Consider the following 23,415-nt stretch of genomic DNA (forward strand, 5'->3'; position numbering starts at 1 on the left):
AGTGTTATCTTCTGTTAAATCTTAGTCAATGTCAAAACTTTTTCATGAAAAGTCCCTGATATCGATCCGCGGATTAATTTTTTCCGGCATTAAAGGCTTCTCCATATCATCTGCAACTATTGTACTCCCTATAGAAAAACCCTTCAATAAATTCTTATTCAAGGAATTAGTAGTCGTAGTCTTTCCATGTCAGGAAATTGTCTCTTGTGGACATCACAAGCTCAAGCTCTGCTGTGTATTCATAGCTTGTTTTCTCACTATTCAGTCTGATATCAGCAGGATCGCCCGTTGCATCGACTGTTTCAAAAATTTTCTCTTCCCTGTCCATAGAGGGTTCTGTTGCAAAAACCTTTGTCTCCGAGCAGGGGCTTTTAATTTTCTAGAACTTTGGTGTCTAGGCGGCTAAGCCTCTAACCTCGAAAAGGTCTTCAATAAATATCTTTACGTCTTGGGCGTTTGCATCCGAGATCTCATCAATTTGTCCCTTGAAAATAATGTGCATGGCTTCAATGCCAGTAATTGTATTCCTTGCTGTCTTCAGACTCTTATATCCCATGGCAGAGCTATGTTGTCTTTTGATTGATCTGTGGTCTTGTTCCAATATATTATTAAGGTATTTGACCTGACGAAGTTTCATTTTTTTAGTGAATCCTTTGTTCCCTTTCATTTCGTTGAACGCGGGAGGATAGCAAGCATATTTATCAACATTAATTACTTTAGGATTACCAAAGCTAGATATTTGGCAAAAGAATGTCAATGCTGCGACCATATCGCGTTTATCGCTTAAGTAAAAATCGATTGTTTTTCCTGCTTGAATTTCAATAGGTTTAAGCATACACTTTAAGCGGTTTTTCATCGAAATCTCATTTTTTGCAACACTACCGTTCAGACGACTTGTTGTGGGTTGGGAAAGAAAATTAGATTACTGGAAAGGATTCTTGAATTTTAGCCTTATTAAATACTGGGTGGATAGATTATCGGGATAGGCTCTGATAAAAAACCTATCTACAACCGTGCATTTAACACTATATGTTTTCAAAGGGATACCAATATTACCATTTTAAAAATATGGGAAATTTCGGAAAAATGGAGGAAGGAATCTTGGAGAAAAGATTAACCCACTTGCTAATTAAGTGGGTTAAAAATTAAAAAAATATTGAGTGCTTTTTTATCCCATTTGCTGTTATTTAGGTAGTTGATTTGTTTCATTGATTAACTTTTCTATAGAGCGACTTAAACTTAATCCAACTCTTGCTGAGGTACTCATCTGCATGCTTGGATTGTTAACGTAGTTTAGCCACTCTTCTGACACTTTATAAGCAATTCTAATATAATTCCCGTTGGATGATGGTACATAGTAAGTATTAAAAATATCATTTCTAACGATGCCTGATTCTGATGCAATATCAAGTATAACAGATTCATTCCCATTTGCAGCAAAATGGGAAGCAATCTTTAGTCCATTTCTATTAAGAGGAACACCAAGATAAAGTTTTATACCTATATCAGCAACCTTTCCGGATTTAATTTGATCTTTCCATCGATCCAAGTTAGAGGCGTGATAGCCAAATGTTTTCCACTTCTCTTGAATATCTTTCGGATAATTATGTTTTGCAATTATTTCTCCGCGTGGGTCTGGTTCTCCAGTACTTTTCATTGTTGTCTGATAAGTATCTTTTGCTTTAGCGATAACTTCCTTTCTAATGGAAGATGGTTGTGCAATTAACATTGTAAAAGTATTTAATGTACTTAAGACTTTTGAAGTCATTTTTTAACCCAGGGACTTTTCATAAAAAAGACTTTACAGAGATGTCGTTGATTAATATTCCAAGTAGTTTAATAAGATAGCTATCGTTCCACCCAGCTAGGCGCCGTCTCTTTGCTATCCCTTTTGTTCCCTTTGCATCTACCTGAAGTATCGACTGCGCCATTCGCCGAAAAACCGCAAAATTCTCAGGGGCATTACCCGTGCTTATACAACAGGCATCTTCTTTGAAAACTACGTCCATCATCCAATGAAGATGGTTCTCTATTCCCCAGTGCCCTCGCACTAGCTTTATCGCCTCCTGAGGAATTAAAGAAAGGCTTGAGATGTAGTGACGTTTTTCTACGCTAACTTTCCCCCTAACTTCTCGTCTTGAAGTTACTTCGATAAGAGTCTTTAAGTCTTGCCACTCTTCTCGACAGTCTAACCATTCTAGGTTACTGGCTACAGCAACTTCTCGCTCCTCGATTCTTCCATGAGCTTTTTCAATTTTCTTGGCCCTAGCACACTCTGCCCCTTCATATTCAACCTCCCTTGCCTGATCGAAGAAGTTTTGGGCTTCATCATGTAAAGTTCCTTGGTTGCCTTTTAGAGCTATCACGTAATCGCCTCCTGCCCTGCGAATGTCTTCCACAATTTTTTTCTGACAGCCTGCAGCGTCAATAGTGATAATTGATCCTTTGATATCTATGGCTTTTATCAATTCTGGAATGGCAGTAATTTCATTTGATTTTTCCTCTGTTTTGACTTGGCCTAGCAACAAACTTCGACCTGTTTCCCAAGCCGAGACAAGATGAACTGTTTGCTTGGATGCCCCATTGAGCCTTTTACCATCGATTGCGATAATTTGCTTTTTCACTTCAACAGGAAGAGCTTTCATCCATCGAATGAAAGTCTCTTGTAATTTTTGGGGGTTTAGCATAACGAGAAGCCACCAAAACACTGTATAGCTGGGAGGTTTTTTGATTCCAAGAAGCCGTTGGAATAAGCTGATTTTTGTACATGCATACTCATGAATATGGATGATAGCATTAGCCCCAGCTATGACCGCTGCTAAGATAATGACTAGTAGGGCAACCAACGGATACGACAAGTTATCTTTAGCACGTGGATCTTGGATATCTTTGAATTCTATTTCTATGGACTCAATGAAGGCTTGCTGATCTAGGAGTTGATCTACTTCAGAATAGAACTTGGCCACTTGTTTCTTTGACATAAACACCTCTAAGTTAATCAGAAGTGTTATCTTCCGTTAAATCTTAGTCGATGTCAAAACTTTTTTATGAAAAGTCCCTGTTTTTTAACCCCCATTTAATTTGAATAATTATATTATAATATATATAAATATATTATTAAACATTTAAATTAAAATTAAATTATAAATTACTAAAAATAAGCGCTTTATAAAAAAAACAAAGCTAAGTCGTTGATAATATACAAACTGTGACCACTTGCCCCTGTGTTCCTGCTACAGCCATATCAGAAGAAAGTTTGAAGCTTTTCAAAGAGATGTTCTTCCCCTAGCAGATCACCTCCATCAAAAAATCAATCAGTCTTTGATGTCACTGTTCAAATTATTTGGCATGATTTTGGTCATAATAAATATTACGAATAAAAACTGTTGAAGAAATCAGAAGCAAAAGGATAAGCAATTAACTCTAAAGATGTTTATGAACCAAGCTGTTAAAGAAGAAAAAAGTCAAAATAAAGCAAAATCTAAGTCGACTAAGAAAATTAAAGCAACAATTTATCTCACTGAATAGGCTGAGCAGGCTTTTGCTGAGCTTTATGTAATACCATTCGTAAAAAATAACGTCATAAAATAGCCCACGGTCTTGAGCAGAGCCTTCTCACTCTGGTTGGAGTGTCAACAAATGCATTCCATGCATCGCAGCAGGCCATTGTAATCGCATCATAATCTTCATAACAGCGATTCGCTAGATGTTCATCTCGAAGCGTTTGCCATACTTGTTCTGTTGGATTCAACTCTGGAGAAACCGGAGGAAGCGGTAGAAGGCTTATGTTGCTAAACCTTTTAAGTCGCTTTGTTGTATGCCAAGCAGCTCTATCCAGCACAATAACTGCATGCCTTCCTTCAGGAATCTTCATGGAAATGTGCTCAAGATGCACAAGCATTGCCTCTGTATTTACAGCTGGCATTACAAGGCCTACAGCTTCATCTCTAACGGGGCAAATAGCTCCAAATATGTAAGCGTATTCAAATTGCTGCTGACGTGCGAGCCGAGGACGTGTTCCTTTATTGGCCCATGTACGGGTTACAGTGCCTCTTTGCCCCACTCTAGCCTCATCTTGGAACCAAATATCAACAGACTCTATTTCTACTCCTGCTGGCAATGCCTCAACTACTTTTTCTGAGAAGTTTTTTTAAAAGTCTCTTGGGCTTCTAAGTCTGCCTTGGGGTGAATTGATCGACCCGAGATCCAGACGAGGTCAGCCCTTTTCAATGTATTGTATACCGTCTTCAAAGATGGGTCGACTCCATATTTTGTTTTCATCAATTCCAAAATGTCCCTCCCTTTGATACGACCACCTACTTTCTTCTCTTGCAGCTCTAAAACAGCTTGCCTGAATGCAGCTTGATTTTCTAGAGGTATCAATGGCTTCTTACCTCTACCCGGCTTATCTTTTAACCCTTCGAAACCTTCCGTTCTAAATCTCTTGATCCACCTCATCAAAGACCTGAGTTTCACCCGTACAAAGGCTGCTGTTTCTGTAAACGTCTTCCCTTCTTGGAGATGGGCAAATGCCAGAAACCTCCTCCTTTCTCTTGGACTCCCCTCTGTTTTAGCAAGCTTATCGAAATCGTACTGATCAAGTCCTTTTATCTGAGCGGCCTTTCTTCCTCTCAACACTCACCTCCTGTTAAAGTCAAACAGCTTATATGAAAAGACCAATTAAATTTATGACTTTACTTTTTACGAATGGTATTACTTCAATGTGAGGCTCAGTAGCGATCGCCCTTGCTTGCTTGTTATCATAGGGGCACTTGCGGATGGAACAAAGGAAATGGTTGCGATTTACGACGGAGAAAGCAAGCTGTCTTGGAAAACAGTGCTGCAGGATCTTAAATCCAAAGGACTGAAACAGGGCCCAAAACTATCAGTTGGAGATGGGGCTCTCGGATTTTGGACTGCTTGAAAAGAGGAGTTTCCTGGATGTGCTCAGCAACGTTGCTGGGTACACAAAACTGCCAATATAGCTAAAGTGACTTAAATTAGTTATAGGCAGTGCTCCTTGAAAAGTTCGTCTATTCCACATTGATATTTTCTTCGCTTAGACTTTGCCTGTGCCCACTTGTGTTCAATAGGGTTTAGATCAGGGGAATAGGGAGGAAGATATTCCAAGGTATGGCCTGCAGCGTGGATCTTCTCTTGCATAGATTTGCTTTTATGGAATGAAGCATTATCCATAACCAGAATACTTTCAGAGGGAAGTTTCGGTAGCAAGTCCTCCTCTGCCCAAATGGAAAAGGCGTCTGTATTAATATTGCACTCGAATAACGCAAGTGTAAGGAGGCTTGTTCCAAGTAATGCCCCTATTGCATTTGTTCTTCCTTTTGCTCCCCAATCATGAGTACCAAAACATCGCTGTCCTATTTTGGAGTAACCGTGGGTGCGGGGCATATCATGGGCAAACCCGCTTTCATCAATATATACAATTGGCTTTCCCAAACGTTTATATTCTGCGATTTTTCCTTGAAAGATTTGTCTTTTTGTTTCGCAGGCCTTGGGATGGTTGAGAGTTTTTTTTATAGCTAATTCTTAACCTCTTCATGGCACACCGAATGCCTGAAGTGCTTACTTTGAGACGGTGTGCTCGTTCATAGTTGAAGGCATCAGGGTATTTCTTGATATCCTCCATCAAGATCTCTCTATCAATCTTTATTGCAGGTCTGATTTTAGTGCGCCTCGGCTCTAACCTCTTAGACCAGAGAAACACACTATTTACACTTACTCCAAAGCGTCTTGCTACTTGGGCAAAGCTTAATTTTTCTTTGCTTCGGATCGATAGAACTTTTTTTCTAAAATCTAGCGAATATGTCATTCAAAAAATTATAACTAAAACGAAATATTTTAGCTATATCCTCGATAAGATGCCAAAATCGGTTCAGGTTGATGCAAAGTCAATGATCCATGGTATGTATATGTCTCCAACAAAAGAGGAGGGAATAAAAGCAAAGCACCCAAAGGCATGTAAATGCTTGACGAAAGATGAGGATCAGCTCCTCACTTTCTATGACTATCCAGCCCAGCATTGGCAGCACATTAGGACGACAAACCCGATAGAATCAACCTTTGCAACGATTAGGCACCGGTCGAGACAAACAAAGGGATGTGGCTCCAGGATAGCGACGCTTTCAATGGTGTTTGACCTTGCCCCGATTTTGTGGACGGTTTTAATATAGGCTTTTTTGGCACTTTTCTTCAAATTTTGTTGGGCTTACGTATCCCAATGTTGAGTGTCTTCTTTTAGTATTGTAATAACACTCTATGTAGTTAAATATTTCATTTTCAGCATCTTTCACATCCTTGTAAATCTTGCCTCTTACACACTCTCTCTTCAAGGTGCTAAAGAAACTCTCCATTGCAGCATTGTCATAGCAGCTTCCTTTGCTGCTCATACTTCCTATGATTCCGTTGTGCTCAAGAAGCTTTTCAACTGATTGTGACCCATATTGTACTCCTTGGTCTGAATGAAAAATTAGTCCTTTTTTTGAACCTTTTCTTCTTACCATTGCTTGTTCTAATGCCTGAACAACAACCTCTTGTCTCATGTGTGATTTCACATTGTGACTTACGATTTTTCTGGAGTAAAGGTCCATGATCGCACACAAGTATGCCCATCCTTTCCCTGTGCGGATATAGGTGATATCGCTGACCCACTTATAGTTTTGTGATGAGGCATGAAAATCCTGCTTAAGAAGGTTGGGTTTCTTTTGATCCACAACTCTTTTTACTCCCTTCCATTTCTTAGGAACTTTTGCTGACAACCCCTTCTTTTTCATGATCTTAGCCACTCTTTTTCTGCCACATGCGTATCCTTTTTCTTTAAGATCTACCCATATTTTCGGGCTGCCTGCTCTTGATTTATGTTCATGAAAAAGTACTTCAATTTCTCCTTCTAAGATCTTTTCTTCTTGGGCTCTTTTACCATGGGAGGAAGTCAAAAAGCGGTAATAGCCGCTTTTTGACACCCTGAATACCTTGGACATCTTCTCTATGGAATGCTGGTTCCTTAGCTTTTTCATAATTCTGTATCTGCTTTTGACATTGATGAGAAGATGCCCATGGCTTTTTTTAGGATGTCTCTTTCCTCTTTTAAGATGCGATTCTCTTTTCTGAGTTTTCTCATATCTTCATCTTCTTTTTTTTGACTTGCCGTTTTGATAAGCTCTCCCTTTCGATTGAGTCCTAACCAGTAGCTAAGCGTTGATTTACCAATTCCTAAATCATGTGCCACGTCTTTGATTTTCATCCTTTCTTCTCTGACTAAACGAACTGCATTGGCTTTGAATTCTTCGTCAAATTTCTTCATTCTTTTAAACTCCTCATTTTCTTGAAAAGTCTATATCATATCCGTCCACTTTTTCGGGGCAAGGTCAGTGCTTTCTTTTCCCAGTTCTTGTCTAATCCCTGGCAATACATCGACAATGATTTCAGTCATAAAAGGGGTTTTAAGGAATTCCTCTAATTCTGGAATCGCTTTGATTTCACTTAGATATTTTTTAGGACTCCACAGCTCCTCGAGATATTTTTCTTCTCTTTGGAGGAATACAGGGTCAAAATGCTCTTTAATATCGGAAAGTTCAATGGGTGTTTCTATATTTAGCAGCTCAATGAGTATCTTCATATTTTTTTGATTGTACTTTTTTCCATCCCATCGTCTTTGAATGGATCGTAGATAGATTTGGTTGAAGTAATCATTCCTCTGATCTACGAAGGGGGCAATGCGTCTTTCCATGTAACGGCTTTGGGCATCATAATCTTCAAGGGCATCTGATATTTTAGGGTGAAAAAGAGAGTCGTACCCAGGATGGGATTCTAAATATTCAATTCTAGAGGTGATGATGACTTTTGGAAATCCCATAGAAACGGGGTTTCCCCACAGTTCTAAATCGTTACTGTCATAGAGGTTTTTGTATTGGTAGCGGGGGTTTATTTCATCATAACTGTCCAAGATAAAGACAATGTTATAGATTCCTTCTCTTGCTTTATCTTTTAGCTCTCGAATATTTCTTTCATCAAAACCATATTCTCGCTCTAATGTTTCTTGAACAAGGTCTGTTAAGGGTTGTTGAAGACGAGGTAAAGAGCAAACAATCGGAATGATTTTTTTAGACTCAGCTTTGCCTATATCTTTCCATGCAGCTTTTTTCTTTTCCCATAATTCATGTTCTAAATGACGCATAAAAGTCGATTTTCCAGCCCCCGGTTCTCCGGTAATGAGAAGGGTTGTTTTACCTTTGAATGCAGGTCGCTTTGAAACAGATCCTTTTCTAGTTTCCTTCTCTTTTGGATAAGTGATAAAGGTCAATACCTCATCCATGAGAGGTTTTTTCTCGTTGTTGTTTTCAACAGAATAGCAATCAATAGAAATATAGACTTTATTAAGAGCAGGGTTTTGAGCTGCCATCTCCTTGCGAAAGGAGAAAAGTTCATCAATTGGTTTTCCTACAAGAAATTCAACCCCTTTTTTAATTTCTTTTACATCTGCCTGGATCTCCTTCAGATCTTGTTGGATGGCAAATAGTTGAGATTTCATATCCCCAAGGAATTGAATGGCCAGCCCCATTTGATCTTGCATACCAGTGAGATTATCTAAAACAGCATTGAGCTCTTTCTGTTTTCCTTGGCAGTAGGCAATGATTTTTCTTTGCTTTTCTAAATTAGGTTCATGACTGATTTGATTTTGAACTTCTTGCAGTGTTTCAAACCGCTCTTTAATGTCCTCTTTAATTTTCTCTTGCTCTGTTTGCCAACACTCTTGAAGTACGACCGTCATATAGATCGCCCAATCAGGATTATTGATAAGAAGCCTGACTTTAGGGTGCGTTTCATAGATTTTTCTAAATAAAAGAGCCTTTTGCACCTCCTCAATAGGGAGCTCATTTTTAGCAAAGGTTTTTAGATGATATAAGGAAGAAAGAGCTTTTTCCCGAACGCGCCAAGCATCTCCTTCAAGAAGCTTGGTCATTTTAGAAAACCATTCACTTTTAACAGGAACAAAAAGATCTGAGATTGTATGAAGCGTATCAGATTTAGTAAGCTCTAATATTGTTTTAGATGTGTTGGTTATATTTTCTTGTTTTTCTTGTAGAATTTTTTCTAGACGCTGCTTTCCTTTTGTGAGAAGGTTAAGAGGATCCCTATTCCACTCCTTCTCCATTTGAACCAAAATCGGAGAAAGAAATTCATATTTCTGTTGATATTTCTCCTGGATAATGGTCAAAGAACCATCCATTTGCTCCTCTTTTTTTTCCAAAAGAGAAAAGTCATTGTTTTCTGGAAGAGAGGGGAGGTTCAATGTCTTCATCTCTTTTTCTTGAAAGTCCTGTGCAACAAGCTGATTTTTCAAACTTTCAAGTTCTTTAATAAAGGTTTTCAAAAAAATAGGATTGTCTTGATTAGAAATATCTTCTAATTCTTTTTGTAGAGCCTCTACTTTTACAGGAGATTCTTCTAAAAATCTCTTTACTTTTTCAAAACCTTCTTTTAGGCTTTTGTATTTTTCATAAGCATCTTGCCCTTCATCTCGAATGGTTGTGACGATTTTTTGTACTTCACTAAATCCTCTTTCTTGTTCTTCAAAGAAGGATAAAAGAGTTTTTTCAGAGCGGTCAAAAGCTTCCAGCCTTCTTTCAAATTGTGCCTGTCCTTTTGTTGCTATTTTAATCATGTCTGTGAGGTAAGTAGCAGCAGATAATAGTGTTTCTGAATCGGCTTGTTCTTTTCTAAGGATCGTTGTTAAAGTGGCAAGATCTTCATGAATTCTTCTGAAGATTGGCTCTCCCTGTCCTTGAGAGATTTTTATCTTTTCTTTAAAAGCTTGCACAGATGTCACAAGGAAAAATCGAAAAAAAGAGTGAATAATTTTGATCGGACCTAGAGTTTTTAAAAAGTCCTGAATGTCACTTTGAGAAGATAAAAGAGCAACCACTTTGTCAGCTCCTTCACTCAGAGGAATGGTTTCTTCTGTTCCAAAACAAAGGTACTTTTCGATTCCTTTAAAAGTTTCATCTCCACGATAGATGAATTCTGTTAATTCCCTAGGAGCTTTCTTGATGGCAAAATGACTAAGGGTTTGATAGAGCTCTTCTTCAGAAAAAGCTTTTTTTAGTGAGAGTTCTCTTAGATTTTCAGAAATTAAAAGAGCTCTCTCCCCTGAAAGAGGAAGGAGGATTTTTTTCTTGATAAGATCATTCCAAATATTTTCAATATTTTCTTTATTCACTAACTGAGAGCTAAGATCTGCCTTAGAAAAAGGTTGATTTTGCTGAGTAATTAAGTTAGTGAGAAGATTAATCCATGCGTAAGTGATTTGCCACTGATCAGATGAAACAACCACTTTGTCTTGGATATCTCTAAGAAAATTTTTAACCCCCTCTATGGGATTCAGGGTACTATTGATCCTTTTGATTGCTTCTTCAGGATTAAGAGAGTCGCTCTCAAGAATATCATTGATTTTACTAGCTTCTGAAGAGGTAGCGTTTTGAGTCGCAGCACGGATTTTTCTAATGGCCTTTGCAGGATCAGAGGCATTAGAAAGAATGGCTACGATTTTTTTTGCTAGCATAGAGGAAGAGACGTTCTCTTTTATATTACAAATAGTTTGTTTAAGATCTGCTTGGCACGATTCTAGATAAAGAATCGTCTTAAAAGCTTTTGCCTCATGTTCATGATAAAGCTTCTTTCCCAGATAAAGAGCCCCTTCTTTTAGTCCTTCAAAAAAAGATGGATCAATAGAAAAAGCCACCACTGACTTTAAAGCGCCTCCGACGATTTTCTCTAGGGCTTCTTTTCCTGTTTTTTTTGTATCTGCAAGAATATTCACTCCTCTTTTGATAATATCTATCTCATATGTAAGAGCATTGGTTGGCAGATGAGAGTGAGTTGTAATTTTTTTCTTTCCATGTTCAAGAATCTCTAGCCACTTCTCCTTTGCCTTTTCACTAATGCAATAAGAGGAATCTTTTTGGGTTGTTTCAAAAATTTTATTAAGGATTGCATGAGATAATTCTGCTAGAGCAGCCCCCACAAGATTTTCTTGAATGTCTAATACAATTTTTAAAGACTCAAGAAGATCGGAAAGACTTTCTTCTGCTTTTTTAGGTAATATGGCTTCAAGAGCATAGGGTTGGAAACGTGTTATCCATTGAATCGCTTGCATAACCTGGGCTCTAGAGTCGCTATCTCTCATAAATGAAGCGCTTTCTAAAAGTTGCTCTGCTTTCTCCTTGTATCTTTGTGTTGCGTCAGGTGTGTCTGGACTGACTAAGGAAGGTTTGTAGCTATTTGAGAGGTCTAAAAAAGGTGCTTCTTGAGATACTCCACACCCTCCTCCTAACAAGGCGATCTGCAGTGGGCTAAATCTTTCTCCGGTTAACGGATCAGTTACAATCGTATGAGTCTTGCAGCAGAGGGAATGTGATAACGAAGATAATATAACGTGTAAGCGAAAGAGGTTTTCTTCTGGCATTCCCTCTTCTTTTAAAGTTTCCAATTGGAATTTATACATTGCAATGCGAGCGATAAGTGCTTGTCGATCTTGCAATTGATGAGCTTTTTGCACAGGAAGAGAACAAGTTTCTGCCTGCATCAATTTTACTAAATCTTGGAGCTTTGGATTAAGGATATCGGGGGATCCTTCAGTTCTGCTCAGTTGGTTTAGTTGAAATTGATGATGAACTCTTAAGCTCATTTTGCACTCCTATTCACCACTTAAATTTGTCTTTTAATCATATGCATGAGCGTTGAACTTTCTTGAAAATCAGGCATACAATTACCTTTAAGGACTAGTCTAGAGGGAAAAACAGATGACGACATAAGAAAGAACCTCCTTTATCTAACCTCTAATAGCAAAGTCTTATGCTTGAAGCATTCTCTACCTGAGTTAAGATTGTGTCAAGATTTTTTTTTCACATGTCAAGGTTAAGTTAAAATGTCCTCCCCATCGTAAGCGTCAATTCTAGCCAGGTTTAAAAAGGTGCAGGAATGTTGCATGTTAGGTGGCAAAGATTTTTAAGAGGAGAAAATCGATGCCAAAGAGAAGCCTGTCCAAAAGAAAAGAATGGAAAAAGAAGTTGGAAGCTTGGCAAGCAAGTGGGATTAATGGGCCCAAGTAGTGCACAGAGAACAACGAAAACTATCCCCGGTTTCAGTATTAGAAGAGCGTTTTAAAAATAACGCGCCCTTGTTCTTCATTTAGAGAGCTCAAGGAAGAGTCTCCAGGGTAGTGTTGAAAGAACACCAAGTCCATCCAAGCAGAAGCTTTTTTCTCTCTTTTTGTCGTTAAGCTGCTAGTTCGTTCCCTTGAAATAAATTTTCAATAAATGTTTTTACGTCATAGGCATTTCCACCCGATATCACTTCAATTTGTCCTTTGAAAATCATATGCATCGACTCGATTCCGTCTATTGTATTCCTAGCCGTTTCTAGGCTGTGATATCCCATAGAAAAGTGATATTGCCTTTTCACATTTCTATGGTCTTGTTCCAAAAGGTTGTTGAGGTACTTGACTTTTCTGAGGTTTGTTTCCTTAAAAATACCTTCTTCTTGCATAGAGGAAAAAGCTGGAGGATAAGACGCATGCTTATCTACACTAATAACCCGCGGCTCTCCTGCTTTTGCTAATTTTTTGAAGATAGTGAGCGCTGCAGAGGCATCCCTTCTTTCGCTTAAGTAAAAATCGATTGTTTCTCCATTCGAATCTATTGCTCTATAGAGGTAGTGCCAAACTCCTTTGATCTTGATATAGGTTTCATCGACTCTCCATAAATCTGAACTCATCGATAAATCGTGGTGTGATCGACCTTCAATCCACGCTCATTCATCATTTCCTCCAAGTTTCTATAACTCAAACAGTAACGTAAGTACCATCTTACGCATAGCAAAATGATTTCCGATGAATAATGCCTCCATTTGAACGGATTTGTTGGGTTCATAAGGCCTCTCTTTAAAAATTCACTAGCCACAAATTTTATCTTTAAGAGGATTTTTGTTGCCAGATGGATGTTTTTTGCAACACTACCGCTTTAAGAGCATTTTATGTCTATTTGAGCGGGGGCAAACTTTTAGTAGGTGGCGAGAGTGCGGACAGCGCTCTCGAGATCTCCCTTTTGAGGAAGAACGGCATCTTCTAAGTGCTTGGCGTATGGAACGCAGGTGTTCTTGCCGCCAAGACGCCTCAGAGGCGCATCGAGAAGCTCAAAGGCTTGCTCTGAAATTTGTGCAGAAACTTCAGCACCAAACCCACATGTGACAGGAGCCTCATGCACAATCAAAGCTTTGCTTGTTTTCTCGATTGAAGTGAGAATGGTCTCTATATCTAAAGGTGCGATCGTGCGAAGGTCGATAATTTCAACAGAAATCCCTTCGTCTTCAAGTTTTTGCGCCACTTCCGAGGCCATATGAACCATGAGTCCCCAGGCGATAAGGGTGACATCGGTTCCTTCCCGAACAACAGTGGCTTTACCAAGCGGAATGATTTCATCTTTTGTCGGTTCAGGTTTTGCGGAGAATACGCGCTGGCGATAGAGAGCTTTGTGCTCAAGGAAAATGACAGGGTTGGGGTCTCGAATGGCGCTTTTTAAAAGCATCTTTGCATCAGCCGCATTGCTAGGCATTACAACTTTGAGGCCAGGGCAATGAGCCAAAAATGCTTCGATATTTTGGGAATGGTAGGGACCTCCCTGGATATATCCACCAGAGGGCATGCGGATCACGATGGGGCAGTTCCATTCACCATTTGCGCGGTAATGAAAGCTGGCAAGTTCATTGTAAAGTTGATTGAAACCCGTCCAGATATAGTCAGCAAATTGAATTTCTACAACAGGCTTAAAATGACTATGAACAGAAAGACCTATAGCTGTTCCAACAATCGTGGACTCTGCAAGCGGAGTGTTGAAACACCGCTCTTCACCATATTTATCTGTTAAACCACGGGTAATTCCAAAAACGCCTCCCTTCCCGCGAGCAACATCTTGCCCAAAAACAATGACGCCAGGATCTCTTTCCATTTCTTCATCTATGGCATGATTGATCGCATCCATAATTACGACGCTTTCACCCCTCTTGTCTGGGGTTTCACTAAACGTGGTGTCAACATCTTTGTAAATATGGTCAAGAACTCGCTCAGGATCTTGAAGAGGAAATCCCTCTCCTTCTATAGCTGCGGTTTCGATCTCTTCTTTAACTTTATCGCGAAGCGCTTCAACCTCTTCTTGAGTAAGTATGTTGTTTTTAAGCAAGTATTCTTCAAGGCGAGGAATCGGGTCACGGATGGCATCAGCTTCGAAATGATCGTCGGTTTTATACTTCTTTGGATCGTCACTGCTACTATGAGCACCAAGGCGGGGAACCTTTGCAACGATAAGAGTAGGTCCTTCTAGCCTGCGTCCTTTTTGAACAGCTGCGTGAAGCGCCTTTGATACCGCCTCGTAATCACACCCATCGATTTCATGAACAGTTAGGTTGGTGTAGCCCTTCGCCATGTGCGCAATAGAGCCCCCTGCTGTTTGATCTTCAACAGGAACAGAAATCGCCCATCCATTGTCTTGGATCACAAAGATCACCCCTAGCTTGTGAAGGCATGAATAGTTTAGAGCTTCATGGAAATCCCCTTGCGAGGTAGACCCGTCGCCACCAGACACATAAACAACCTCATCTGTTCCAGAAAGGCGGGAACCTTTAGCTACGCCAACTGCTTGCAAAAATTGAGAACCAACAACACTTGATTGGCACGGAATACGGAACTGCTTATGAGAGAAATGGTCGGGCATCATGCGTCCCCCCGAGTGATGGGGAACTTCGCGTGCTAAGAAAGCACCAAATATTTCACTAAGATCGCACCCCAAGCCAACGGCAAAGGCACGGTCACGGTAGTAGGGAAGGCCCCAGTCCTTTCCAGCGATAAGGGCCTGACCGGACATCACGCCAATAAGTTCATGACCACCCGTGTATAGATGGAAAGTTCCGCCCTTGTTCTGTCGAACAAGCTTTTGCATTTTCTCATCCATGAAGCGTGCACGATAGACCCCTTCAAGGGTCTTATAACACCTTTGATTAGAGGCGAGGTCAAGAAGTTCTTGTACGGGCGTGGTTGTAACCATCACTCCTCATCCTTCTCTTTCTTGCCCCTCTTAATCGGGGTCACCTGTTTGATCCCTGCTTGACGCTTTTTCTGCATCATCTCTTGGATCTCTCCCTTATCTTTAGGCTGCTTTCCCTTTTTCTTTGGAAGAAAGCCTTTTGCGATACTAGAGATTTTTGCTTTTTCAGGCTCTTTGCCTTGTTGGCTTATAGCTTGAATCATTTTCTCTTCCGACTCAATTCCTAGCCCAGAAGAGCCTTTGAGTCGATCTGACAAGTGACGGAGCGATTCAAGACGCTGAGATAAAGCTTCGAGTTTTGTATCAATTTTTACGCGTGAGCTTCCTCGAAGGCTTGCAATGAGCTGAGCTTCTGTATCGAATTTTGCAGAGAAGGTCACAGCAGTGCTGGTAAAGTCAGGGTTAAATTGAAAGGGGCGCACAGCAGGAGGAACTGTCATATAGATGTCAACGGTATACTGAGGTTCAAGCTCTACTTTTTGCGCTTGCTTTGGAGGACGTCCTCTCTTAGGTCGAGGGTTTAATGCCTCATTCGAATAATAGGTCTTTGATTTTGTGGTAATAGCATCACGAGCGCCTTGAATTTCTTTTGAAACTTTTACCTCAAAAAGATTTTGCTTCACTTTCTCCAAAGTTGGCTTGACGATATCAAGATCTTCTTCAAACGCAAAACGGATCTCTTCTTGACGGAGCCACTCGATAATACGGATTCGGGAACGTTCGTGATAATACTGCTGCCACTTTTCGAGTTCGGTTAGGTGATCATAAATAAATTCAAGGAAATTTTCCCTCGATTCTTTAGACCCAATGATATCAAGAAGTTTTTCCTTTGTGTCGATATCATAAACCTTTTCATTCACAAAGCCTTCCATAAACTTCTTGGTTTCATAGTAAGTCATCTTCGGAAGAAGGCGGTACCTCTCTTGGTTTTCCTGAAGCTCTTTTTCTAAGCGATCGAGCTCTTCAAAACTTTTGTCGAGATCTGCGAACACCAAGAACCCTTCTATAGTGTCGAGGTAAAAGTCTCTCTCATCATCGGACTTTGCAAAGGCATCCATGAGTCTATGGAACCGGAGGATAAGAGGATTTTGTGCTTCTTGTTTTTTCTGCTTTGCCATTGGAACTGCTCAATAAAACTTTAAATGAATGAAGAACCTATGGTATCAACAAATTTCCTATCTTTCAAGTAGGAAATGATGTATATCCTCTGAGGAAAGGAAATAGGCATGCTCGATATCAAACTCATCCGTGAAAATCCCACGGCAATCGAAAAAAAACTTCAAACAAAAGACCCTGAAGCAAGCTTAAAAAAAACCTTAAGCCTTGATGAAGAAATTCGCGCCCTTAAAGCTGAAAGTGAAGAGCTTAAAACGCGCCGTAATCAAAGCGCAAAAAAAGTTGGAGAGCGCAAAAGAAAGGGAGAGGACACTACCAATCTTTTGAAAACGATGGAAGGAGCAAAAGAAAAAATTTCAACCCTCGACCACAAGCTTTCTGAGCTTGAAGAGCAATTGAAATTTGAATTAGGATGTCTTCCCAACCTTCCGGCTGATGATATTAAAGCATCTCTTGACCCACAAGAAAATGTTTTAATTAAGTCTGTTGGCACAAAGCCCTCCTTCTCCTTTGAACCTAAAAATCACATGGAACTCAACAAAAAGCTCCAGCTGTTTGATTTCAAAAGAGGATCAAAAATTGGAGGAAGTGGCTGGCCTGCTTATCGCGGCATGGGTGCTCGCCTAGAATGGGCTCTCATTAACTTTATGATCGACACCCACGTTTCAAATGGTTTTGAGCAGTGGATGCTTCCCTTAGTAGGCCGCCCCGATATCTTATTTGGGTCCGCTCATCTTCCAAAGTTTGAAGATCAACTTTTTAAGCTCCAAGACAAAGACCATCATCTCTATATGATCCCCACCTCTGAGGCCGTTCTTAATGGAATTCACTACGACGAAATCCTTGATGCTGACACCCTCCCTCTCAAATACACCTCTTACTCCCCATGCTTCAGAAGGGAAGCCGGTGCTGCAGGCTCTCAAGAACGAGGCCTTATCCGCACGCACCAATTCAATAAGGTGGAAATGTTCTGCGTTACCCACCCTGAAGAAAGTGAAAAAATCTATGATCTGATGGTTCAAAGTGCTGAGGAAATTCTTCTGGCGCTAGGTGTTCACTACCGCTCCATGCTTCTTGTCACGGGTGACATGTCCTTCGCCTCTGCGAAAACAATTGATTTGGAAGTGTGGCTCCCTGGACAAGACCGTTACTATGAAGTCTCTTCAATTTCTAACTGCACCGATTTTCAGGCGCGCCGCTCGCACATGCGCTTCAAGAAAGGGAATGATAAACCTGAGTTTGTTCACACCTTGAATGGATCTGGTCTTGCTACTTCTCGTCTGATGGTTGCTCTTCTGGAGAACAACCAACAAGAGGACGGATCAGTAATCATTCCGACCGTCCTCCATAAGTACTTAGACGGGATGCATGCCTTAACTTAAGCTATAGACGCTCCTGCTCAGCTTGACCTACAAGCTGAAACAATGTGCCAATAAAAGAAACTTCAGAAACCAACTTCTGTAACTCTTGCTCATTTTTGGCTCCATCGATCATATTCCTCACAATGTCTCCCATGTCGCGGAAGGACCGAGTCTGGTCAGCAGAGGTCACCAGTCTAAATAGCGTACATTTTGCAAGTACTCGATCCGCTAAATTATCGGCATGCGTAAGAAATTCCTTTTTATCAATTTTATGTACTCCCTTTTTTTCAAAAAAGAAAAATTCTTCAAGAATTGCGTCTTTAGCTTGCCAAATCTGAAAAGTAAAGTAGGCAGAGCCCACTATTGCAGCATTGCAGATCCAACTAATGGGCCAGGGCATCACTTTCGACGCCAAATAAAAACCGATTGTAGCCGCCACCCCTGTGACTTCTAGAGTCTGTACAGGCTGCAGAATGGCAAGTACAATTTTTTTAATTTCTTTCGCTGTAGGGCCTTCTGATTCCTCATTATATTTCACAAGAACACTTTTCCCATGCAGTTTGAGGTCTTCTTGGGCTTTTTGAGAACTCGAATTTAGTGACTGCAATGCTTGAAAACTCTTATCTGTTATCCAACGAGTAAGACCCATTACATTTCTTGTCATACTTTCCATTGATTGTTCCTCTCATTTGGAATTAAAGCCGACACTGAGCAATTAGGATGAGGGAAGAACTGCGTGTTTTGAATTGTCAGTGGAATTATGAAAAGCGCAGTCATGTTTTTAAACATGAGGAACATTTTTTAGTTCACTGACGGTTAAAAGGCTGAGTTAATTCCCCATCCGAATTGCTCAATGTTGTCTGGAGAGGATCGATTTTAAATTTTCCTTAGATAAAAGAAAAGATTTTTGTACAATGCGGTTATATGACATATGACGCACTCAAGGACCTCCTCCGGTTTTTAGGAGATAGCCCCACAGCATGGCATGCAACTCTAGAAATTGGGAACCGCCTAGCGCAGCAGGACTACACTCCGCTTGACGAACAAGAAAAATGGGATCTCAAACCTGAGTACGCCTACTTTGTTGAAAGGGGTGGCTCAATCTGTGCATTTGTTTTGCCAAAACAAGCGCCAAAGAAAACAACTATCCTTGCTTCTCATACCGATAGTCCCGCGCTTAAACTGAAACCAAACCCTGTCTTTATTGATGAAGGACTCCCTTTCCTCCGGGTCGAAACTTATGGAAGTCCTATCCTGAGTACATGGATGAACCGCGACCTGGTGATTGCAGGAAGATTGCTTCTTTCTAAAGGTGACACCATTGATCAGCAGCTCGTCCTTCTTGACCACGCTCCTATGATGATTCCAAGCCTCGCAATCCATTTAGATCGTGATACGAATGAGAAACCGAAAAAAATCGATAAGCAACACCATCTATGCCCTCTTCTAGGAATCCATGGAAAACATCGAGAACCGGGAAAAATTTTTGAACAGCTCACTGGAGTTAAGCAGAGCAACCTATTAGGTGCGGATCTATACCTCGTTCCCGACGAAAAGCCCCGCCTCACGGGGATCACAAGCGAGTTGGTAAGCTCCTATCGCCTCGATAATCTGGCTAGCGCACATGCTTCTCTCCTAGCCCTTTTAGGGGCTGAAAAGCATCCAAAAGATACCATTCAAATGGCGATTTTCTGGAATCATGAGGAGATTGGATCTGGAACAGATGAAGGGGCAGGCTCTCCGTTCTTTATCGATATTCTCAAGCGGATTTCCCTCTCCTATAAAATGGGAGAAGAAGATTTCCTCAGGATGAAGCAAGGGTCCCATTTTGTATCGATTGATATGGCTCACGCTTTCCACCCTGGATACAAAAGTCGGTACGATAAGGAAAACGCTCCTGAAATTGGTGGTGGTGTCGTGATCAAGTACAATGCAAATCACCGCTATGCAACTTCAGGACTTACGGCAGCCCAAATTGTAAAACTCTGCCAAAAGAAAAACATCCCTCATCAATCGTTTGCCTCAGAGTCGAACCTTCCTTGTGGAAGCACTGTTGGAGCGATCTCTGCTGCCCAAACGGGAGTCCAAACAGTCGACATTGGCCTTGCCCAGTTTTCCATGCATGCTGCACGCGAGCTTATCTCTACATCCGACCATCTTGAACTCTGCAAACTCCTCAAAAACATTTTAGAGAACTAAATAGTGTCATCAAATAATCTTCGTTGGGATAGAGCTTTCTATGAGGGAAATTCAAGGCACATGATGGAAAGAGCCCTAGGTGGGCTCTTGAAGCAGTGCACCGCAGAAGTTTTTCATAAAAATGATCAAAAACAGCGGAGAGTATTTGATGACACTATTTAGATAGTGTCGCCAAAATTCACCGTTTGATAGAATGGTACCATGACATCAAAAACGCCAAAGCAATCCCACGAACATTTTGAAGGAAAAGATGTTGTTGAGCATTTGAAGGCTGCCCGAGAAAAAGGTGCCAAAGCAACAGAGGAAGCCCATGGAACGGAAACGCCGGGCCATATCTCTGCTGGAGCGGATAGTGCAAAAGAGACAGCAATCTTTCTTTTGGGAATGTGGATTTTATTCAGCGTATTTGGGATCCCTACCTCAAAAGCGCTGTGGATCCTAGGTCTTTTTGCTGCAGGCTGGCTTCTTTGGAAAATAGGAAGAAGCAGTTTACTTGGATGGGCCCGCTTGGAACGCTTGCACCGTTTGATTGAACAGGAGCAATGGGAAATCCAGCACCATCGAGCACAGGAAAAAGAAGAACTCACTGCCATGTATCGGCAGAAAGGACTGACAGGGAAACTTCTCGATCAGGTCATTGAAGTGCTTATGGCTGATGACAACCGTCTCCTTCGAGTCATGCTCGAAGAAGAGCTGGGCCTAACACTCGAATCTTACGAGCACCCTCTAAAACAAGCTGTTGGGGCCGGTATCGGTGTTATTGCCGCAACGCTTTGCGCTGCAATTGGGTATTTTTTCGGAGGATTTTTAGGAACAATTGTTGCTTTAGCAATTGTTTTTTCTACGGCCACTCTCCTTGCAAGCAAACTTGAAGGAAACCAACTCATTAAATCACTAGTTTGGAATTTGGCTGTGGGAATACTGGTGATTGGCAGTATTCATCTATGTGCAAAATGGATGGACCATGTCTTCCTTTGAATCCCCCTATATCTTTGATGAGTTCTTCACTTCGGGGCAGGAAGAAAGCATTAGTCCATTCTTAAAGAAGGGATCTCGCACTTGGGCAAGAAACCTGAGCCTAAAAAGCTCTTTGCTTGCCGGATTTTTCCTCTTGAGTTCTTTTGTTGCCAAGTTTTTTATGCCCGATCTTTCTCATCTCTTTTTACTTTTGGTCTATTTTTTGGTTGGAACTCCTGCATTACTTCACACGATTGAAGATATTAAAAACTTGGAAATTAACATCGATGTTTTAATGACGCTTGCCGCCTTCCTCTCTTTTTTAATCGGGAGTCAAATGGAGGGAGGACTCCTTCTTGTCCTCTTTGCATTTTCTGGAGCGCTAGAGGAGTCCGTCTCAAGACGCGCCAAGGGAGCTCTTATCAATTTAAACCATCTTTCTCCCACAGTCGGAATGGTTATTGGAGAAGATGGAACCCTATTTCAAAAATCGGTGCGAGAAATCGATGTAGGAACGTGCCTTCTTGTGCGCGCAGGTGAAGTTGTCCCTCTCGATGGAAATGTAATCGATGGCTCCTCCTTTGTAAATCTTACTCACCTCACGGGGGAAAGTGTTCCTGTTTCCAAGACCCCGGGCGACGCTGTGCAAGCAGGAAGCCGCAATCTTGATGGGACGTTGACAGTTGAGGTGATGAAAACCAGCGCTGAGTCCACCCTCTCCAAAATCATAAAATTGATTAATGAAGCGCAGGGGATGAAACCAAAACTCCAACGTTTTTTAGATAAGTTTGGAAAACGCTATGCGATTACCATTATCTCCCTCTTTTTTATTTTTGCTCTCACTCTTCCATGGATTTTTTCGATCCCCTTCTTAGGAATTGAAGGATCACTCTACCGCGCACTCACCTTCTTGATTGCAGCATCTCCTTGCGCTCTAATCATCGCAACACCAACGGCCTACCTCAGCTCCATTAGCGCATGCGCACGAAAAGGGGTTCTCTTAAAGGGAGGAGTGACGCTGGACGCCTTTGCCGCCTGCCATACCATTGCCTTTGATAAAACAGGAACACTCACAACAGGCAAACTCACCTGCACAGGGATCGAACCTATTGGCTCGGTTTCCTATTCTATTGATGTCGCCATTAGCGTTGCAAGTGCGCTAGAGCGCCATGTCACCCACCCTATGGCCGAGGCCATCTGCATCTACGCAGATGAAAAGAAAATCCAACCAGCAACCCTTACCCACTTTCAATCGGTTCCAGGGTTTGGCCTAAAAGGGCGTGCAACACTTGATGGAAAGGAGGTTGAAGTAAAGATCGGAAACGAAGCTTTTATCTCTCCAGATAAACCTCTAGATAAGAAGGAGGAAATGATCTCCTTCTTGCAGATGGGTGAATCTCTCTTTGATTTCCGCTTCTTTGATGCTCTGCGCCCAGAAGTAAAAGAGGTTCTTACCACTCTTAAGAAAAAAGACTTAGAAGTGACAATGCTCACTGGGGATCATGCAGAGAGTGCACATGCTGTAGCAAAAGAGCTTGGTATTGATCAGGTCTATGCCGATCTGCGTCCCGAACACAAGCTTGAGACCGTTTCAAAATTGTCTGCTGAGAAACATCTTGCGATGGTGGGAGATGGAATCAATGATGCGCCCGCTCTGACTCGCGCAAGCGTCGGGATCTCTATGGGGGAAATCGGCAGTGCCACTGCAATCGATGCTTCAGACATCGTTCTTCTCCAAGATGACCTTCTCCTCATCAGCTGGCTTCATCATAAAGCAAAGAAAACGATGCTTATCGTCCGAGAGAATCTCACTCTTGCACTCGGCGTCATTGTTCTTGCAACCACACCCGCTCTCCTGGGAATTATTCCTCTTTGGCTCGCCGTGATCCTCCATGAAGGAGGAACCGTTCTCGTCGGTCTCAACAGCCTTAGACTATTGCGCAAATAACTTTTCAAATATCCAATGGTCAATGAATAACAGTTTTCACATCGGAGACCGTTGCAATGTAAGTGCAGAGATCAAGGGCTTTTTGGTGCGTTTCACCATCAATAGCACCGCAGGCATCCGCAGCGATGGTCACTTGAAAATTCCGATCATGGGCATCTCGGGCCGTCGACTGAACAACCATATCGGTAGAACATCCACAAAGGATCAGATGCTTAGCCTCTTGCGCATGCAAAAAGGTGAAAGCTTTGTTCCGTAAAAAGCCCTAACTCGATGTTTTGTAATCACAACATCGGCAGGTTGAACATCTAAATTGTCCACAAAAGCTGTTCCTCACTCCCCAAATTGCAATGCTTTGAATTCAGGTGCTTTTCCAAAAACAGGAGATGTGAGCGGACATTCAGGATATCCCTGGATAAAACCTACAGTCACAAATCCTATAGGGATATTTTCCCTGCGAGTCCAAGTAATCAGGGTATTTGCCTTCTCAATAACTTCGTGCTCTTTGACATACGTGCTTGATCTAGCAATTTTCCCATTGGGGTTCACAAGATCATTGATAAAATCCATAACTAAGAGGAGTCGATTCATTGCATTTCTCCGTTCTTTATCTACTTTATTTATTTATCATTCTTGTGGGTTTTGAAAAAAGAAAGGAAATTGTATGGTGAGGCTATGGGGGCGTTTGAATCTCGAAACCGCCCCTGTATCCTGTTGATGATAA

19 protein-coding genes and 4 pseudogenes are annotated in these 23,415 nt (G+C 41.3%); 6 read left to right on the forward strand and 17 right to left on the reverse strand.

The features are described 5' to 3' along the window. Window positions 1-166 precede the first annotated feature (166 nt). From R2I63_RS03775 to R2I63_RS03800, 6 genes are all read right to left on the reverse strand, one after another. Complete coding sequence (locus tag R2I63_RS03775; protein WP_316359033.1) at window positions 167-328, reverse strand: hypothetical protein; 162 nt, start codon at window positions 326-328, stop codon at window positions 167-169. Window positions 329-394: 66 nt separating this feature from the next. Then, window positions 395-856, reverse strand: a complete 462-nt coding sequence (locus R2I63_RS03780; protein ID WP_316359035.1) for a DDE-type integrase/transposase/recombinase — start codon at window positions 854-856, stop codon at window positions 395-397. Window positions 857-1,183: 327 nt separating this feature from the next. Next, the gene (locus R2I63_RS03785) at window positions 1,184-1,768 is read right to left on the reverse strand and encodes a hypothetical protein (RefSeq protein WP_316359036.1); all 585 of its coding nucleotides are present in this window, start codon (window positions 1,766-1,768) and stop codon (window positions 1,184-1,186) included. Between the two features lie 19 nt (window positions 1,769-1,787). Beyond that, entirely contained in the window at window positions 1,788-2,981 is a 1,194-nt protein-coding gene (locus R2I63_RS03790; RefSeq protein ID WP_316357147.1) for an ISAs1 family transposase, read from the reverse strand. Between the two features lie 599 nt (window positions 2,982-3,580). Further along, window positions 3,581-4,120 (reverse strand): IS630 family transposase, encoded by a 540-nt coding sequence (locus R2I63_RS03795; protein ID WP_316355518.1) that lies wholly within the window; start codon window positions 4,118-4,120, stop codon window positions 3,581-3,583. A gap of 8 nt (window positions 4,121-4,128) precedes the next feature. Continuing rightward, a complete protein-coding gene (locus R2I63_RS03800) occupies window positions 4,129-4,638 on the reverse strand; it encodes a helix-turn-helix domain-containing protein (RefSeq protein ID WP_316356171.1) in 510 nt (169 codons plus the stop codon). A gap of 46 nt (window positions 4,639-4,684) precedes the next feature. On the opposite strand from R2I63_RS03800, the pseudogene R2I63_RS03805 reads away from it, so the two are divergent. Further along, window positions 4,685-4,984 (forward strand): annotated as a pseudogene (locus tag R2I63_RS03805) (transposase); the annotation flags it as partial. 20 nt (window positions 4,985-5,004) lie between these two features. On the opposite strand, the gene R2I63_RS03810 reads toward R2I63_RS03805, so the two are convergent. Beyond that, window positions 5,005-5,538 (reverse strand): IS630 family transposase, encoded by a 534-nt coding sequence (locus R2I63_RS03810; protein WP_316359726.1) that lies wholly within the window; start codon window positions 5,536-5,538, stop codon window positions 5,005-5,007. Beyond that, a complete protein-coding gene (locus tag R2I63_RS03815) occupies window positions 5,462-5,830 on the reverse strand; it encodes an IS630 transposase-related protein (protein ID WP_316358912.1) in 369 nt (122 codons plus the stop codon). Before R2I63_RS03815 ends, R2I63_RS03810 begins: the two co-directional genes overlap by 77 nt. Here R2I63_RS03815 and R2I63_RS03820 point away from each other — a divergent pair. Then, window positions 5,829-6,164 (forward strand): annotated as a pseudogene (locus R2I63_RS03820) (transposase); the annotation flags it as partial. The gene R2I63_RS03815 and the pseudogene R2I63_RS03820 overlap by 2 nt on opposite strands. 18 nt (window positions 6,165-6,182) lie before the next feature. Here R2I63_RS03820 and R2I63_RS03825 read toward each other — a convergent pair. The 6 genes and pseudogenes from R2I63_RS03825 to R2I63_RS03850 form a co-directional block, all read right to left on the reverse strand. Further along, a pseudogene (locus tag R2I63_RS03825) lies at window positions 6,183-7,064 on the reverse strand (IS3 family transposase); the annotation flags it as partial. Then, window positions 7,031-7,321 (reverse strand): transposase, encoded by a 291-nt coding sequence (locus R2I63_RS03830; RefSeq protein ID WP_316357269.1) that lies wholly within the window; start codon window positions 7,319-7,321, stop codon window positions 7,031-7,033. The pseudogene R2I63_RS03825 and the gene R2I63_RS03830, both read right to left, overlap by 34 nt. Before the next feature lie 30 nt (window positions 7,322-7,351). Beyond that, complete coding sequence (locus tag R2I63_RS03835) at window positions 7,352-11,704, reverse strand: NACHT domain-containing protein (RefSeq protein WP_316359038.1); 4,353 nt, start codon at window positions 11,702-11,704, stop codon at window positions 7,352-7,354. Window positions 11,705-12,294: 590 nt separating this feature from the next. Then, window positions 12,295-12,947, reverse strand: a pseudogene (locus R2I63_RS03840) (IS6 family transposase). 129 nt (window positions 12,948-13,076) lie between these two features. Then, window positions 13,077-15,113: an alpha-ketoacid dehydrogenase subunit alpha/beta gene (locus R2I63_RS03845; protein WP_316359040.1), complete on the reverse strand. Its 2,037-nt coding sequence runs from the start codon at window positions 15,111-15,113 to the stop codon at window positions 13,077-13,079. Next, complete coding sequence (locus R2I63_RS03850; protein ID WP_316359042.1) at window positions 15,113-16,231, reverse strand: UPF0158 family protein; 1,119 nt, start codon at window positions 16,229-16,231, stop codon at window positions 15,113-15,115. The genes R2I63_RS03845 and R2I63_RS03850 overlap by 1 nt, the downstream gene beginning before the upstream one ends. Before the next feature lie 108 nt (window positions 16,232-16,339). Here R2I63_RS03850 and serS point away from each other — a divergent pair, with 108 nt between their 5' ends. Next, window positions 16,340-17,611, forward strand: coding sequence for a serine--tRNA ligase (gene serS, locus R2I63_RS03855; protein ID WP_316359044.1), 1,272 nt, complete (start codon window positions 16,340-16,342; stop codon window positions 17,609-17,611). 1 nt (window position 17,612) lies between these two features. Here serS and R2I63_RS03860 read toward each other — a convergent pair whose 3' ends face one another. Continuing rightward, window positions 17,613-18,263 (reverse strand): hypothetical protein, encoded by a 651-nt coding sequence (locus tag R2I63_RS03860; RefSeq protein ID WP_316359048.1) that lies wholly within the window; start codon window positions 18,261-18,263, stop codon window positions 17,613-17,615. A gap of 251 nt (window positions 18,264-18,514) precedes the next feature. Between R2I63_RS03860 and R2I63_RS03865 the strand changes: the two genes are divergently transcribed. The 3 genes from R2I63_RS03865 to R2I63_RS03875 all read left to right on the forward strand — a co-directional run bounded on the left by R2I63_RS03865 (window position 18,515) and on the right by R2I63_RS03875 (window position 22,694). Beyond that, the gene (locus tag R2I63_RS03865; protein WP_316359050.1) at window positions 18,515-19,789 is read left to right on the forward strand and encodes a M18 family aminopeptidase; all 1,275 of its coding nucleotides are present in this window, start codon (window positions 18,515-18,517) and stop codon (window positions 19,787-19,789) included. 201 nt (window positions 19,790-19,990) lie between these two features. Next, the gene (locus R2I63_RS03870) at window positions 19,991-20,767 is read left to right on the forward strand and encodes a VIT1/CCC1 transporter family protein (RefSeq protein ID WP_316359053.1); all 777 of its coding nucleotides are present in this window, start codon (window positions 19,991-19,993) and stop codon (window positions 20,765-20,767) included. Continuing rightward, window positions 20,754-22,694 carry a heavy metal translocating P-type ATPase gene (locus R2I63_RS03875; RefSeq protein ID WP_316359055.1) on the forward strand — a complete coding sequence of 647 codons (1,941 nt, stop codon included), beginning with the start codon at window positions 20,754-20,756 and terminating at the stop codon, window positions 22,692-22,694. The genes R2I63_RS03870 and R2I63_RS03875 overlap by 14 nt, the downstream gene beginning before the upstream one ends. Before the next feature lie 19 nt (window positions 22,695-22,713). Here R2I63_RS03875 and R2I63_RS03880 read toward each other — a convergent pair whose 3' ends face one another. Together R2I63_RS03880 and R2I63_RS03885 are read right to left on the reverse strand one after the other, a co-directional pair. Then, complete coding sequence (locus R2I63_RS03880; protein WP_316359058.1) at window positions 22,714-22,926, reverse strand: isochorismatase family protein; 213 nt, start codon at window positions 22,924-22,926, stop codon at window positions 22,714-22,716. A 98-nt stretch (window positions 22,927-23,024) separates the two neighbouring features. Further along, window positions 23,025-23,282, reverse strand: coding sequence for a hypothetical protein (locus R2I63_RS03885; protein WP_316359061.1), 258 nt, complete (start codon window positions 23,280-23,282; stop codon window positions 23,025-23,027). Window positions 23,283-23,415: the final 133 nt, after the last annotated feature.

Source organism: Candidatus Neptunochlamydia sp. REUL1 (assembly GCF_963457595.1).
GTDB lineage: Bacteria > Chlamydiota > Chlamydiia > Chlamydiales > Simkaniaceae > Neptunichlamydia.